The sequence below is a fragment of the Streptomyces sp. NPDC048565 genome, assembly GCF_040650935.1.
Lineage (GTDB): Bacteria > Actinomycetota > Actinomycetes > Streptomycetales > Streptomycetaceae > Streptomyces.
Genome location: NZ_JBEZIH010000018.1, coordinates 17,642 through 31,546, shown reverse-complemented (window position 1 = coordinate 31,546; position 13,905 = coordinate 17,642). Strand labels below are relative to the sequence as shown.

General features: G+C 71.4%; 12 protein-coding genes. 3 read left to right on the top strand and 9 right to left on the bottom strand.

Features of this window, described 5'->3' with window-relative positions; translation table 11 throughout:
- Positions 1–17: 17 nt before the first annotated feature.
- The 8 genes from AB0C75_RS21725 to AB0C75_RS21690 are packed head-to-tail and all read right to left on the bottom strand — an operon-like array spanning position 18 to position 7,797.
- The gene (locus tag AB0C75_RS21725) at positions 18–1,643 is read right to left on the bottom strand and encodes a thiamine pyrophosphate-binding protein (protein ID WP_362893219.1); all 1,626 of its coding nucleotides are present in this window, start codon (positions 1,641–1,643) and stop codon (positions 18–20) included.
- Positions 1,644–1,652: 9 nt separating this feature from the next.
- Entirely contained in the window at positions 1,653–2,441 is a 789-nt protein-coding gene (locus AB0C75_RS21720; protein WP_362893217.1) for an SDR family oxidoreductase, read from the bottom strand.
- A gap of 19 nt (positions 2,442–2,460) precedes the next feature.
- Entirely contained in the window at positions 2,461–3,216 is a 756-nt protein-coding gene (locus AB0C75_RS21715; protein WP_362893215.1) for an SDR family oxidoreductase, read from the bottom strand.
- Positions 3,209–3,730, bottom strand: coding sequence for a cupin domain-containing protein (locus tag AB0C75_RS21710; protein WP_362893214.1), 522 nt, complete (start codon positions 3,728–3,730; stop codon positions 3,209–3,211). Before AB0C75_RS21710 ends, AB0C75_RS21715 begins: the two co-directional genes overlap by 8 nt.
- Entirely contained in the window at positions 3,721–4,527 is an 807-nt protein-coding gene (locus AB0C75_RS21705; protein WP_362893212.1) for an alpha/beta fold hydrolase, read from the bottom strand. The genes AB0C75_RS21710 and AB0C75_RS21705 overlap by 10 nt, the downstream gene beginning before the upstream one ends.
- Complete coding sequence (locus AB0C75_RS21700; RefSeq protein ID WP_362893210.1) at positions 4,524–5,324, bottom strand: aspartate dehydrogenase domain-containing protein; 801 nt, start codon at positions 5,322–5,324, stop codon at positions 4,524–4,526. Before AB0C75_RS21700 ends, AB0C75_RS21705 begins: the two co-directional genes overlap by 4 nt.
- Positions 5,321–6,280: a VOC family protein gene (locus AB0C75_RS21695; RefSeq protein ID WP_362893208.1), complete on the bottom strand. Its 960-nt coding sequence runs from the start codon at positions 6,278–6,280 to the stop codon at positions 5,321–5,323. Before AB0C75_RS21695 ends, AB0C75_RS21700 begins: the two co-directional genes overlap by 4 nt.
- A gap of 32 nt (positions 6,281–6,312) precedes the next feature.
- Positions 6,313–7,797, bottom strand: a complete 1,485-nt coding sequence (locus AB0C75_RS21690; RefSeq protein WP_362893206.1) for an aldehyde dehydrogenase — start codon at positions 7,795–7,797, stop codon at positions 6,313–6,315.
- 288 nt (positions 7,798–8,085) lie between these two features.
- On the opposite strand from AB0C75_RS21690, the gene AB0C75_RS21685 reads away from it, so the two are divergent.
- The 3 genes from AB0C75_RS21685 to AB0C75_RS21675 all read left to right on the top strand — a co-directional run bounded on the left by AB0C75_RS21685 (position 8,086) and on the right by AB0C75_RS21675 (position 11,667).
- Complete coding sequence (locus tag AB0C75_RS21685) at positions 8,086–9,453, top strand: MFS transporter (protein ID WP_362893204.1); 1,368 nt, start codon at positions 8,086–8,088, stop codon at positions 9,451–9,453.
- 100 nt (positions 9,454–9,553) lie between these two features.
- Entirely contained in the window at positions 9,554–10,093 is a 540-nt protein-coding gene (locus AB0C75_RS21680; protein ID WP_362893202.1) for a MarR family transcriptional regulator, read from the top strand.
- 128 nt (positions 10,094–10,221) lie between these two features.
- Positions 10,222–11,667 (top strand): glyceraldehyde-3-phosphate dehydrogenase, encoded by a 1,446-nt coding sequence (locus AB0C75_RS21675; RefSeq protein WP_362893200.1) that lies wholly within the window; start codon positions 10,222–10,224, stop codon positions 11,665–11,667.
- Positions 11,668–11,688: 21 nt separating this feature from the next.
- On the opposite strand, the gene AB0C75_RS21670 is transcribed toward AB0C75_RS21675, so the two are convergent.
- Positions 11,689–13,839, bottom strand: a complete 2,151-nt coding sequence (locus AB0C75_RS21670; RefSeq protein ID WP_362893436.1) for a SpoIIE family protein phosphatase — start codon at positions 13,837–13,839, stop codon at positions 11,689–11,691.
- Positions 13,840–13,905: the final 66 nt, after the last annotated feature.

Below are 13,905 nucleotides of genomic sequence, written 5' to 3'. Positions count from 1 at the left end.
CAGTCCGGGCGGCCGGGCTACTGGCCCGGGATCCTCACGGGCGGGGTGAACGGGTTCTTCATCGGGCCGAGCGCCTCCAGATCGACCTCGACGAGCGTGGGCCCGTCGGACGCGACGGCCTCGGCGAGCACCGGCCCCGCGTGTTCCTCCGCCGAGACGCGGGCGTACGGCAGTCCGCAGGCGGCTGCGAGCAGGCCGAAGTCGGGGGTGGTCAGGTCGACCCCGGAGCGGCGCTCGCCGTGGTGGTCCTGCATGTTGCGCAGGACGCCGTAGCCGCCGTCGTTGAAGACGATCAGGGTCAGGCGGGGGCGCTCCTGGGCGAGGGTGAGGAGTTCGCCGAGGTGGACGGCGAGGCCGCCGTCGCCGACGATCACGACGGTGGGCGCTTCGGGCCGGGCGAGCGCCGCGCCGATGCCCATGCCGAGGCCCTGCCCGATGCCTCCGCCGCGCGGGAAGACGTTGTCCTTCGGGTCGTACATCTCCAGGAGCCGGTTGCCCCAGCTGCTGGAGGGGATGGTGACATCGCGTGCGACGACGGCCTCGCGGGGCAGGGCGGCCCGGATCGCGTCGCAGATCGCGGCCTGCGGCCCGATGGCGTCGTGGAGGTTCGCGCGCACTTCGGTGCGTACGGCGCCGACGCGGTCCGTCCAGCCGGGCTCGGCGGACACCGCGTGCGGGAGCAGGGCCGTGAGGGTGGCGGCGGCGTCGCCGTGCAGCGCGTGGGCGGCCGGGTACACCCTGCCGAGGGCGGCGGCCTCGATGTCGATCTGGATGTGGGCCCCCGGGAGCCCCAGGGTGTAGTCCGCGGTCTCGTTCGACCGGAAGTGGGTGCCGACGGTCAGCAGGAGGTCCGCGTCGGTGAGCAGGGCGCGTACCGCCGGTGTGGTGGCGAAGTTCCCGATGACCTGCTCGTGGTCCTCGGACACGCTGCCACGGCCGGAGTTGGAGGTGATCAGTCCGGCGCCGGTCGCCTCGAGGAGCCGGGCCAGTTCGCCCCGGGCGGTGTTCGCGCCGCCGCCGGCCCAGAGCAGCGGGCGGCGGGCGGAGGCCAGGAGGGCTCCCGCTGCGGCGAGTTCACCTTCCGTCGGGGCCGCCGGGGCTGCCTCGGCGTGTTCGGCGGGTTCGTCGGTCTGCGCGGCGTACTGGAGGTCGATCGGCCACTCGACGCTCGAAGGACCCCCGGGCGCGGCCAGGGCCGCGCGGGCCGCCTCGCGCAGGATCCGGCCCGCCTGCCCGGCGTCCGGCACGCTCGCGGCGTACGCGGACACGGCCAGGAGCATGCCGAGCTGGTCCTTGGTCTCATGGATGAACCCCCGTCCGCTGCCCAGGAACTCGCTCTCCACCTGCCCGGTGATGTGCAGCACGGAACTGCCGGCGCTGAGCGCCTCGATCAGCGATCCGGCGGCGTTGCCCGCGCCGGTGCCGGTCGAGGTCAGGGCGCAGCCCAGGGTGCCCCGGGCGCGGCCGTAGGCGTCGGCGGCGTTGACGGCGGACGCCTCGTGGCGCACGGGGACGAACCGCAGCTCACGGTCGACGGCCTCGACGAGCGGCAGGTTGTGGACGCTGACGATGCCGAAGACGGTGTCGATGCCGAGTTCGCGCAGGACGGTGACGAGAAGGTCGCCTCCGTTGTCGTGACGCATGGTGACTCCTCAGAGGATGGAGCGGCCGACGCCGCCGCAGACGTCGATGCTGGTACCGGTGATGTAGGAGGCGCGGGGCGAGAGCAGGGTGACGACCGCGTACGCGACCTCCTCCGCCCGGCCGAGCCGGCCCAGTGCGATGCCCCGGTCGGCGGCCAGTGCCCTCTGCCACTGCTCGTACGTCAGGCCGGAGTCGGCCGCCGCGTGGCGGCGGGTCCACTGGCCGGTGTCGACGAGTCCGAGGCAGACGGAGTTGACCCGGATGCCGTCGGCGGCGAGTTCGGCGGACAGGGACTTGGAGAGGTTGAGGATGCCGGCGCGTGCGGCGCTGGTCGTGATCAGCCGGGGTTCCGGCTGCTTGGCCAGGACCGCGTTGATGTTGACGACGCTCGCCGCCGACGACGCGATCAGATGGGGGCGCGCCGCCTGGAGGGGGTTGAGCACCCCGGCGAACTTCAGCTCCAGCTCGTCGCGCCAGTCGTCGGCGGTGGAGTCGTCGAGCCCCTTCATCCGGGACTGCCCCGCGTTGTTGACGAGACCGTCGATCCCGCCGAGCTCGTCGGCGGTCCTGCGGACGAAGCCGTCGACCGCTTCGGCGTCCCGTACGTCGCACACGCCGGTCAGCAGTCGGTCCCTCCCGGCGCCGAGGCCTGCGACCGCGTCGGCCAGCCGGCCGGCGTCGCGGCCGCAGGTGGCGACACGGGCGCCCTCGTCGAGCAGGGCGCGGACCGTGGCCAGGCCGACGCCCGAGCTGCCGCCGGTGACCACGATGGTGCGGTCGGCCAGACCCAGATCCATAACTCGTCTCTCCTGCGGTTCAGTTCATGGTGAAGCCGCCGTTGACGGCGATCACCTGTCCGGTCAGATAGCGGGATTCCTCGCCGAGCAGGAAGGAGACGATCCCGGTGAGGTCGTCGGGCTGCTGCGGCCGGGAGATGGCCCGGTTCATGCGGTAGAGGTCGTGGCGCTCGGCGGGCACGGTCCCGGTCGCCTCGCACTCGGTGAGGCCGGGGGCCACCGCGTTGACGGTGATCCCCTTCTCGCCGAGCTCGCGTGCCATGGCGCGGGTCAGGGCGATGACGGCGCCCTTGGAGGCGATGTAGTGGGCGAGGCGCGGGGAGCCGTACAGGGCGGCGTCCGATGCGAGGTTGACGATCCGGCCCTGCTCGGTGAAGAGCGGGTACAGGGCCTTGGACACCAGCCAGGGGCTGCGGGCGTTGACCGTCATCAGCCGGTCCCACGCCTCGACGCCGATGTCCTGGAACTCGCTTCCGCCCACGCCGTTGGCGAGTGCCGCGTTGTTGACCAGGCCGTACAGCGGGCCGAGCTCGCGCACCGCGCCGGCGAGTGCCTCCACCGATGCGGGGTCGGCGACGTCGCAGCGTACGAAGTGGGCGTCGAGCCCCTCCGCGCGCAGTGCGGCGGCGGCATGCTCACCGCGTTCGCGTTCCAGTTCGGCGAGGACGACCCGGAAGCCGTCGGTGCCCGCCCGGCGGGCCATGGCCAGTCCCAGGCCACGGCCCGCTCCGGTGACGACGACGGTGCGCCGCTCTGCCGGGGGCTGGTCAGCCACGGGTCACGCCGTGCATCGGCGAGTACTCGGGGTAGGTCGGCACCTGCGGCTTCTGCGTGCCGATGACGACACAGAACAGGGCGTCGGTGTCGCCCTCGTTCTTGAGCGACCGGGTGACACCCGCGGGGACGACGATCATGTCGCGGTAGCCCAGGGTGCGGTACTCGGCCTCGTCGGCGCCCCGGTGGATGCCGACCTTGACCTCACCCTCCAGGACGTAGAAGGCCTCCTCTACGTCGTGGTGGGTGTGCGCGGGGCCTTCGGCACCGGGCGGCAGCAGCATGTTGGAGAAGGTGAAGCCTCCGGAGGGCAGGATCCGGCTGTCGCTCTCGTGGTTGCCGGTGGCGCCGGAGCCGACGTAGCGGATCTGACCGCGGCGGAACTGCGGGCCGGCCTTCTCCTGGAAGGAGAGGGTGTCGAAGTCGGCGACCCGGGAGGCCTTGGTGGCGATGAGTGAGTCGGTGTACGTGGAGAGGTCGTCGCCGTTGTCGTACGCGTCGGTGGTCAGTGGCATGGGAGGGGCTCCTGTTCGGGGATGGAGGCGGTGATGCGGAGGTGGGAGAGCACCCAGGCGTCGAAGCGCCCGGGCTGCTCCTGGTTGGCCAGGTGACCGGCGTCCTTGACGATCACGTAGGCGGACCTGTGGATGGCCCCGGCGATGGCCTGGCTCGCCTCGACGCCGGTGACCCGGTCCTGTTCGCCGCAGAGCACGAGGGTGGGGGCGGCGACCGAGGGGAGTTCGGTGCGCAGGTCGGCGGTGGCCATGGAATCGGCGGCGTACGCGTAGCCCGGCAGCCGCACCGAGGCGGCCATGGTGTCGACGACGCGGCGCACCAGTTCGTCCGGAGCGCCGGACGACACGAGCCGCGGGCCGCGGGCCTCGGCGAAGGCGAGGGGGCCGAGCTCGGCGAGGTCGGCGGCCCTGGCGCGCATGCCGGCCGCCCTGGCCTCGTCCGTGCCCGAACCGGGGCTGGAGTCGGCGATGATCAGCGAGGCGACGAGCTCCGGGTGCCGGGTCGCCAGACGCAGCGCGATCACCCCGCCCCAGGAGACGCCGAGTACGTGCGCGGTGGTGGCGCGCTCCCGGATGAGGGCGGCCGCCACGTCCACGTAGTCGTCGAGGCCCATCGGCCCGGCGGGGTCGGGCGACTTCGCGTACCCGGGGGCGTCCCAGGCCACGACCCGTACGTACGCGGAGAGTTCGGCGAGCTGCGGGGCGAAGGCGGCCGATGAGGAGCCGATGCCGTGCAGGCAGAGCAGCAGCGGTCCGTGGTCGCCCGCCTCCTCGACGTGGACGTCGGCGGCGCTCACAGGATCTGTCCGGTCCGGCCGGCGAGGGCGGCGAGGCTGCGCAGCACGGCGTACGGCACCACCTGGCTGGTGGCGGGGTTTGCGGGGTCGGGCAGGTGCGCGACATCGAAGCGGTAGGTGCCGTGTCCGCCGGACGCCTCGATCACATGGCGGGTGTGGTGCGCCGCGGGGTCGGCGACGACCTGGACCCGCACAGCGTCCAGGTCGCCGACGGCCAGCGCGACCGATGCGGCCACGTTCGTCGACTTGGGGAATTTGACCGGGATGTCCCGGGCGGTACCGGACATGACCTCGACCGGTCCGGTCGCCGTCCGCATGCGCCTCAGCAACTCCTCGTCCATCCAGGGCTGTTCGAGGGTGGCGGGCAGCTTGGTGGTGGTGAGGCTGACCGTGTCGAGCGGGCCGAGTGCGCGGACCGCCTGGAGCAGGTCGAGCCCGCCGACGGCGCCGCCGGTGAAGTACACCCGGCCGGGGCCTGCAGCCAGCAGCCGCTTGGTGAGCTCGTCGTCGGTCAGCGCGCCGGTGGAGGCGATCAGCAGATCGGTGCCGGCCTCCAGGACCCGCTCACCCCACTCGCGTACGACGCCCTGTCCCGCGGCCTCGACGACGAGGTCGCAGCTCTCGATGGCCTCGTCGAAGGTGGCCTGCCGCACGGGGGCCGCCTCGCCCAGCGCGCGGTTGTCGACGACGCAGACCAGTTCGGCGCCGGTCACCCGCCCTTCGGCGAGCGCGGTGCCGACGACCCGGCCGATGGCGCCCCAGCCGACGACTGCGACCTTGCGGACGGTGCTGCTCATGCGGTGACCTCCTGGACAACTGCGGGACGGGCGTCCACGGGAACGAGCGGGCCGGGGTCGGGGGAGCCCGCCATGCTTCGGCGGATCTCCTCGGACGGCGGGCCGGCGGTCCCCCACAGGTCGGAGAGCTCGGGAACGCGCCGCCACACCCGGGCGATCCAGGCGTCCTCGACGATCTGGGCGACCTCGGAGGTGTATTCGCAGACCAGGCCCGAGGGGTCGGTGAAGTAGGAGAAGGTGTTGTTCCCCGGGCCGTGCCGGCCGGGGCCCCACTCGGGGGTGATGCCGTGGTGGCGCAGCCGTCCCAGGCCTCGCATGAAGTGGTCGACCGAGGTCATCTCGTACGCCACATGGTTCAGCGAGGTCCACTCCGCCTGGTTGAAGGCGATGCAGTGGTGGTCGCTGTTGCAGCGCAGGAACGCCATCCGGTGCTCGGACCAGTCCGAGACGCGCAGCCCCAGCACCTCGCGGTAGAAGGTGACCGCGGCGTCGATGTCGATGGTGTTGAGCACGGCGTGCGTCACTCCGACGGGTACGGCGCCGTCCCTGCCGCGTGGGGCGACGGCCTCGACCTGGGAGCTGATCTCGATGAGCCGGCCCTCGGGGTCGGTGAACCGCAGCCCGTAGCCGCCGCCGGCCTGGTCGAGCGGGCCGGGTCCGGTGACGGGCACGAGGGAGCGCGCTTCGAGGCGCCGTGCCGCCTCGTCGACCTCGGCGGGTGTGGCGACGGCGAAGGCGAGCCTGCCGAGGCCGACCCGGTCCCGCTCGCTCAGGTGCAGGACGTGGTGCTCGTCGCTCGTACCGCGCAGCCAGCGGGCGCCGGTGTCGGACTCGACGGTTTCGAGGCCCCAGACGTCCTCGTAGAAGTCGGCGGCCTCGGTGAAGGCCGGGGTGTGCAGCTCGACGTAGCGCAGCGAGCGCAGGCGGGCGATCGGACCGGGCGGTGTTCGGTGCATGGGGTTCCTCCAGGACGGGCAGGCGTGCCGGGTCAGTCGGCCCACGGGAGCGGGTGGTCCGAGACGCCCCAGTACAGGGACTTCTGGCGCTGGTAGGCGCGGATCGCGTCGCGGCCCTTCTCCGTGCCGAGACCGCTGTCCTTCCACCCGCTGAAGGGGGTGGAGGCGCTGAACTGCTTGTAGGTGTTGATCCAGACGGTTCCCGCCTCGATCCGGCGTGCCAGCGCTCCCGCGGCACGCAGATCGCGGGTCCAGATCCCGCAGGCCAGGCCGTAGACGGAGTCGTTGGCCTGGCGGACCAGGTCGTCCTCGTCGTCGTAGGGCAGGGCGACCAGGACCGGGCCGAAGATCTCCTCCTGGCAGGTGCGCGAGGTGTTCGCCAGACCGTCGAGCACCGTGGGCAGGTAGTACGCCCCGTCCTCGTACGGCTCTCCCCCGGGCGCCGATCCGCCGCACAGCACACGGGCGCCCTCGGACCTGGCGAGGTCGACATAGGCGGCGACGGAGTCGCGGTGGCGGTGGTGGACCAGGGGGCCGACCTGGGTGGACGGGTCGGTGCCGGGGCCGACCCGCAGCTTGCGTACGCGCTCGACGAGTTCGCCGACGAAGGAGTCATGGATCTCGCGAGCCACGAAGAGCCGTGAACCGGCGACGCAGGACTGGCCGCTGGACGAGAAGACCCCGAACAGCACACCGGCCAGGGCCTGTTCGACATCGGCGTCGGCGCGCACGATCGTCGGCGACTTGCCGCCCAGCTCCAGCGATGCGGGGATCAGCTTCCGGGCGGCGGTCTCGGCGATGGACCGTCCGGTCTCCGTGCCCCCGGTGAATCCGATGCGGCCGACGAGCGGGTGGCGCACGAGGGCGTCACCGACCACCCGGCCGCTGCCGGGCAGTACGGAGAACAGTGCGGCCGGCAGCCGGAACTCCTCCAGCGCCCGGAAGATCAGCCGCCCGAGCGCCAGGGAGACCAGAGGTGTCCAGGCCGCGGGCTTGAGGATCACCGCATTGCCCGCGGCGAGTGCGGGGGCGATCTTCTGCGCGTCGCTGGCTATCGGGGAGTTCCAGGGGTTGATCGCACCCACGACACCGATCGGCTCGTGCGTGCTCACCGTGACGTACGGACCGCGGGACGGGGTCACCGTGTCCTCGGCCGTCTCCAGGGCGGCCGCCATGTAGCGGAACGTGCCCGCCGCGCTGAGTGCGAGCGCCCTGGTCTCGGTGAGCGTCTTGCCGGTGTCGGCGGTCTGCACGGCCGAGAGCTCGTCGGCGGCCTGCTCGGTGAGTTCACCGATCCGGTGCAGCAGCCGGGCGCGGTCGTGGGCGTACAGGTCACGCCAGGCGGGGTCGGCCACGGCGCGGGCCGCGGCTCCGGCCGCCTCTGCCACCTCCTGGGCCGAGGCGGAGTGGACGGTGGCCAGGACGTGGCCCGTCGCGGGATCGATCGTGTCGACGGGCTCACCCGCACCGCGCCGCCACTGGCCCGCGATCAGGATGTCGGTGGAGAACTGCGGCACGGGTGGACCTCCGGACGAGGCGGGAAAGGGACGGACTCCGGGTGCGGACAGGGCCGTTGGGCTACCGCAACCGGACTGCCGAAGTGCTAGAAATCTAAGTGCTTAAGTTTCTCAGCACAAGACCCCGAGGTGAAATCGTTGCCCAGGAGGCCTTGAGCACCACATCTGTGGCATTGATGATGGTGGCCGAGCCGCGGGAAGGAAGTTTCCTAAGTCCTTAACCATTGACCACTTAGGTATAGCCCCCTACTGTCTCCGCAACTCATCTGCCCGCGGAAGGACCCCTCCATGACGACTGTGGCCGGCAACCCCGCTCTCGGCTCGATCGCCGCGAGACTCGAACGACTGCCGCACTCGCGCTGGCACGTGAAGGTCAGGTTCCTCATCGGTACCGTCACCTTCTTCGAGGCGTTCGACCAGTTGCTGGCCGCGTCCGCACTGCCCGTACTGACGAAGGAATGGGACCTGTCCACCGGGCAGGCCACCTTCGCCGTCACCTCGGCCTCGATCGGCATGCTGCTCGGCGCCCTGGCCGCGGGCTGGCTGGGTGACCGCATCGGGCGGGTGCGCACGGTCGCCCTGGGGGTCGGTGTCACGGGGCTCGCCAGCCTCGCGGTGGCCTTCGCCGGCACCATCGAGGTCTTCTCGCTCTTCCGGTTCCTCCAGGGGCTCGGGATCGGCGGTGTCGTGCCGGTCGCGGCCACGTACATCAACGAGATCGCCCGGTCCGACAAGCGCGGCCGCTTCGTCCTGCTGTACGAGATGATCTTCCCGGCCGGGCTCGCGGCCGCCACCCTGCTCGCCGTCTGGGTGGTCCCCACCTTCGGCTGGCGCGCGATGTTCCTGGTGGGCGCGCTGCCGGTGGTCATCGCCGCGATGCTGCCGCACCACGTCCAGGAGTCCCCGCGCTGGCTGCTGTCACGTGGCCGTACGGCGGAGGCCGAGGCCGCCATCGCCCGGATCGAGGCGGAGGTCGCACGCGCGAGCGCCGAGGAGCTCCCCGCACCTGTCCCGTCCGTGGACCCGCCGAACGAGCCGGGCGGCACCTTGGCCGACCTGTTCCGGGGGCGCTACCTGCGGCGTACGGCCGTCCTGTCGGGGCTGTGGTTCGTGGCGTACTACGTGAACCACGGCATCTCCACCTGGCTGCCCTCCCTCTACACCAGGGAGTTCGGCCTTGATCTGACCACGGCGCTCGTCTACACCCTGATCAGCAATGTCACCGGGCTGCTCGGCACCTTCGTCGTGGCCATGCTGATCGACCGCATCGGCCGCAGGCCCGCCCTGATCGGGGCCTTCGTCGGCACCGTGCTCTCACTCGGCGTACTCGCGCTGGCGGGCGCGACCTCGGGCGGCCAGGTCGCCCTGTTCGCCTCCTGTACGACGTTCTTCCTCTACGCGGTCAACGCCAGCCTGTACCTCTACTCCCCCGAGCTGTACCCCACGTTCAACCGGGCCAAGGGCGCGGCGTTCGGCGGTCTGTGGAACCGGCTCGGTGTCATCCTCGGCCCGGTGGCCGTGGGCGCGGTCATCGGGGCGGGCGGCGGCCTGGCCATGGTCTTCGCGCAACTCGCGGTGATGGGCGCGGTGGGTGCGGTGATCGCGTGGTTCGCCGTCGAGACGAAGGGCAGGACGCTGGAGGAGCTCAACGCCTGACCGTCCCGGGGCACTCCATCTCCTCAGCGGTAAGATTCTCAGTGCCGTGATAAGTCACGGACGGCCGGGGGCGCCGGCCTGAGCCGCACAAGGGGATGAGATGGCAGCATCAAGGCCTGGGGGCCAGGACGCCGTGGCGAAGGTGATCGCGGACTGGGCGCGGGAGCGGCCCGGGTTGGACACGAGCCCGCTGGAGGTCCTCGCCCGCCTCCACCGTTCGTTCCTCCGCTACAGCACCGGGCTCACCGAATCCATCGAACGGCACGGCCTGTCGGTGGCCGGCTTCGACGTCCTGACCGCCCTGCGCAGGTCCGGCGAGCCCTACCGGCTGACGGCCGGGCAGCTCGCCGACTCGGGGCTGGTGTCGTCGGCGGGGGTGACCCTGCGGATCGACCGCCTGGAGAAGGACGGCCTGATCGTCCGTGAGCGGGACACGGAGGACCGCCGGGTCGTGTACTCCCGCCTGACCGAGAAGGGCCTCGCCACGGTGGACACCGCGTTCACCGAGCATCTGGACAACGAGAGCCGGATGCTCGCGGGCCTCTCCCCCTCCGAGCGCCGGCAGCTCGCGCGGCTGCTGCGCAAGCTGGAGATCTCGATCCTGGACGCCTACGAGGAGCGGGACGGTACGGCGCAGTAGCCCGGGACACCTCGTGGATGGTCCACAGCGCAGGTGACAGGTGCCGCGATGCCGCACCCGGGCCGATCTCAGGCCTCGGGCGCGGCATGGTTAACATATGAGCACCGCCTAGCTCGAAAGATGGACCTGTGACTGCCACCGAGGACACGTTCAGCCATTGGAAGACCCGTGAGGAGATCGCGGAGTCGATGATCCCGATCATCGGGAAGCTGCACCGCGAGCGGGACGTCACGGTCCTGCTCCACAGCCGCTCCCTGGTGAACAAGTCGGTGGTCAGCATCCTCAAGACCCACCGTTTCGCCCGCCAGATAGCCGGCGAGGAGCTCTCGGTCACCGAGACGCTGCCGTTCCTGCACGCCCTCACAGCACTCGACCTCGGCCCGTCGCAGATCGATCTCGGCATGCTCGCCGCGACGCACCGGACCGACGGCCGAGGCCTGTCGGTGGCCGACTTCACCGCCGAGGCGGTGGCCGGCGCGACGGGCGCCAACAAGACGGACCGCCGCGAGGCGCGCGACGTGGTCCTCTACGGATTCGGCCGCATCGGCCGGCTCCTGGCCCGTCTGCTGATCGAGAAGACCGGTTCGGGAAACGGCCTGCGGCTGCGTGCCGTCGTCGTGCGCCGCAGCGCGGGACAGGACCTCGTGAAGCGCGCCTCCCTGCTGCGCCGTGACTCCATCCACGGCCAGTTCCAGGGCACGATCACCGTCGACGAGGCGAACAACAGGATCATCGCCAACGGCAACGAGATCCAGGTGATCTACTCCGACGACCCGACGTCGGTGGACTACACGGCGCACGGCATCAAGGACGCCATCCTCATCGACAACACCGGCCGCTGGCGCGACCGCGAGGGCCTGTCCCAGCATCTGCGCCCCGGCATCGCGAAGGTCGTCCTGACCGCGCCGGGCAAGGGCGATGTCCCCAACATCGTGCACGGTGTCAACCACGACATGATCAAGCCGGACGAGCAGATCATCTCCTGTGCCTCCTGCACCACCAACGCGATCGTCCCGCCGCTGAAGGCGATGGCGGACGAGTACGGCGTGCTGCGCGGCCATGTGGAGACGGTCCACTCGTTCACCAACGACCAGAACCTGCTGGACAATTACCACAACTCCGACCGACGGGGCCGCTCGGCACCGCTCAACATGGTCATCACCGAGACGGGCGCCGCGTCCGCCGTCGCCAAGGCGCTGCCCGGCCTCGACGCGAAGATCACCGGCAGCTCCATCCGGGTCCCGGTGCCGGACGTCTCGATCGCGATCCTGAACCTTCAGCTCGCGCGGGCCACCGACCGCGACGAGGTGCTCGAGCACCTCCGTGACGTGTCGCTGACCTCGCCGCTCAGGCGCCAGATCGACTTCATCACCGCTCCCGACGCGGTGTCGAGCGACTTCATCGGCTCGCGCCACGCCTCGATCGTCGATGCCGGAGCCACCAAGGTCGAGGGGGACAACGCGATCCTGTACCTCTGGTACGACAACGAGTTCGGCTACTCGTCCCAGGTCGTCCGGGTCGTCCAGCACGTCTCGGGGGTCGAGTACCCGACCTACCCGGCACCGGCGGCCTGATACGGGCGAAGGCCCCCGGCCTCAAATCAGGTCGTCCTCGGCGTCCGGCAGCGGCTGCTCGGCCCAGATGGTCTTGCCCGTACTGGTGTAGCGGGTGCCCCAGCGCTCGGTGAGGCTCGCGACGAGCAGGAGGCCGCGTCCGCCTTCGTCATAGATGCGGGCGCGGCGCAGATGGGGGGCGGTGCTGCTGCCGTCGAAGACCTCGCAGATGAGCGCGGTGTCCCGGATGAGGCGGAGCCGGATGGGGCCGCCCCCGTAACGGATGGCGTTGGTGACCAGCTCGCTGACCACCAGCTCGGTGGTGAACACCGCGTCGTCCAGACCCCATGCGGCGAGCTGTACGGCGGCCCGCATACGGGCGTTGGAGACGACGGCCGGATCGGCGGCGAAGTCCCACGCGGCGTAGTGGTCGGCGTCGAGGCGCCGGGTGCGGGCCAGCAGCAGGGCGATGTCGTCCTCCGGCTGCTCGGGAACCAGCGTGTCCATGACCGCGTCGCAGGTCTGCTCCAGGGAGAGCGCCGGGCGGCCGAGCACCTCACGGAGCTCGGCGAGCGCGGTGTCGACGTCGCGGCCCGCAGTCTCGATCAGACCGTCCGTGTACAGGGCGAGCCTGCTGCCCTCGGGCAGCTCGTACTCGGCCCCCTCGAAGGTCAGGCCGCCCACTCCGAGCGGCGGCCCGGTGGGCAGCTCCAGCTGGCTGACGGTGCCGTCGGGCCAGGTCAGCATCGGCTCGGGGTGGCCCGCCCTGGCCATCATGCAGTGGCCCGTCGCCGGGTCGTAGACGGCGTAGAGGCAGGTCGCGCCGGCGACCTGCCCGCCGTCGGCGCTGTCCGCCGGCTGTTCCCGGTCGAGCGTGAGCACCAGGTCGTCGAGCTGGGTGAGCAGCTCCACGGGAGCGAGGTCGACATCGGCGAGCGTCCGTACGGCGGTGCGCAGCCTGCCCATGGTGGCCGAGGCGTGCAGACCGTGGCCGACGACGTCGCCGACCACGAGCGCGACCCGGGCGCCGGACAGCGGGATGACGTCGAACCAGTCGCCTCCGATGCCCGTGCCGCTGGTGTTGGGGAGGTAGCGGGCCATGACCTCGACCGCCTGCTGGCGGACCGCCCGCCGTGGCAGCAGGCTGCGCTGCAGGGCGAGTGCCGTGGCCCGCTCGCGGGTGTACCGGCGTGCGTTGTCCACGCACACGGCCGCCCGTGACACCAGCTCGACGGCGAGCTGCAGATCCGCGGCACTGAACGCGCCGGGGGTACGGTGCCGGCAGAACAGGGCGACGCCGAGGGTGACGCCGCGGGCCCGCAGCGGAACCAGCAGCACCGAGTGGATCTTGTTCTCCAGGGCCGTCCGCATCCGCGCGGGGTCGCCCCCCGTCCAGCGCCGCAGCGTCTCCTCGTCGACGGTGAAGCGCGCCGGTTCTCCGTGGACCAGCACGCGGCCCACCTCGGACTCCCGGTCGTGGGCGTGGATCTCGCCGAGCGGGACGACTGCCTCGGGACATCCTTCGAGCACGGACTGCTGGGCCACCCGGTGGAAGCTGATCGAGTCCCGGCTCATCACCGAACGCGCCTCGTCGCCCCTCAGCACCTCGGAGAGCAGGTCGACCGCGACGAAGTCGGCGAAGTCCTCGATGGCGAGCTCCGCCAGCTCCTCGGCGGTGCGACCCACATCGAGGGTGCTGCCGATGCGTCTGCTGGCCTTGTTGAGCACGGCCAGACGTTTCCTCGCCCAGAACTGTTCGGTCGTGTCGAGGGTCACCACGGACACGCCCTGGACCTCGCCGGCGGCGTCCCGCACCGGAGAGAGCGCCGCCTGCCAGACGTGCTCGTGGTCCTCCATCACCAGGTGTGTCTCGTAGGGCTCGCCCTGGCCGGTCCGCAGCACCCGGTCGATCGCTTCAAGAAGCCCTTCGCCGCCCTGCACCATCACCCCGGGCGCCGACTCCCCCGGCCGCAGTCCGATCATGGAGGCCTCGTCCTTGCCGATCACGGCGAGCGACGCCGTGTTGGCCATGGCGAATCTCTGGTGCCGGTCGAAGTACGCCACCATCACCGGCAGCTGGTCCAGGATCCGGCAGCGCATGTCGTCGGACGGCACGTCGGCGGGCCGCCCGTGACCGGCGGCTGCGGGCTCGCCCCCGCGCGCGGGTGGACCGGCGGGCTCCGTCTCGTCCATGCTCACGGGCCGATCACTCGTCCTCCCGCCTGGGCAGGTCGCCCACGAACCAATTCATGCGACCTT

Excerpts from the sequence above, each read along its gene's own strand:
- AB0C75_RS21725 (WP_362893219.1), bottom strand. The coding sequence starts at position 1,643 with ATGCGTCACGACAACGGAGGCGACCTTCTCGTCACCGTCCTGCGCGAA.
- AB0C75_RS21720 (WP_362893217.1), bottom strand. The coding sequence starts at position 2,441 with ATGGATCTGGGTCTGGCCGACCGCACCATCGTGGTCACCGGCGGCAGC.
- AB0C75_RS21710 (WP_362893214.1), bottom strand. The coding sequence starts at position 3,730 with ATGCCACTGACCACCGACGCGTACGACAACGGCGACGACCTCTCCACG.
- AB0C75_RS21700 (WP_362893210.1), bottom strand. The coding sequence starts at position 5,324 with ATGAGCAGCACCGTCCGCAAGGTCGCAGTCGTCGGCTGGGGCGCCATC.
- AB0C75_RS21695 (WP_362893208.1), bottom strand. The coding sequence starts at position 6,280 with ATGCACCGAACACCGCCCGGTCCGATCGCCCGCCTGCGCTCGCTGCGC.
- AB0C75_RS21685 (WP_362893204.1), top strand. The coding sequence starts at position 8,086 with ATGACGACTGTGGCCGGCAACCCCGCTCTCGGCTCGATCGCCGCGAGA.
- AB0C75_RS21680 (WP_362893202.1), top strand. The coding sequence starts at position 9,554 with ATGGCAGCATCAAGGCCTGGGGGCCAGGACGCCGTGGCGAAGGTGATC.
- AB0C75_RS21670 (WP_362893436.1), bottom strand. The coding sequence starts at position 13,839 with ATGGACGAGACGGAGCCCGCCGGTCCACCCGCGCGCGGGGGCGAGCCC.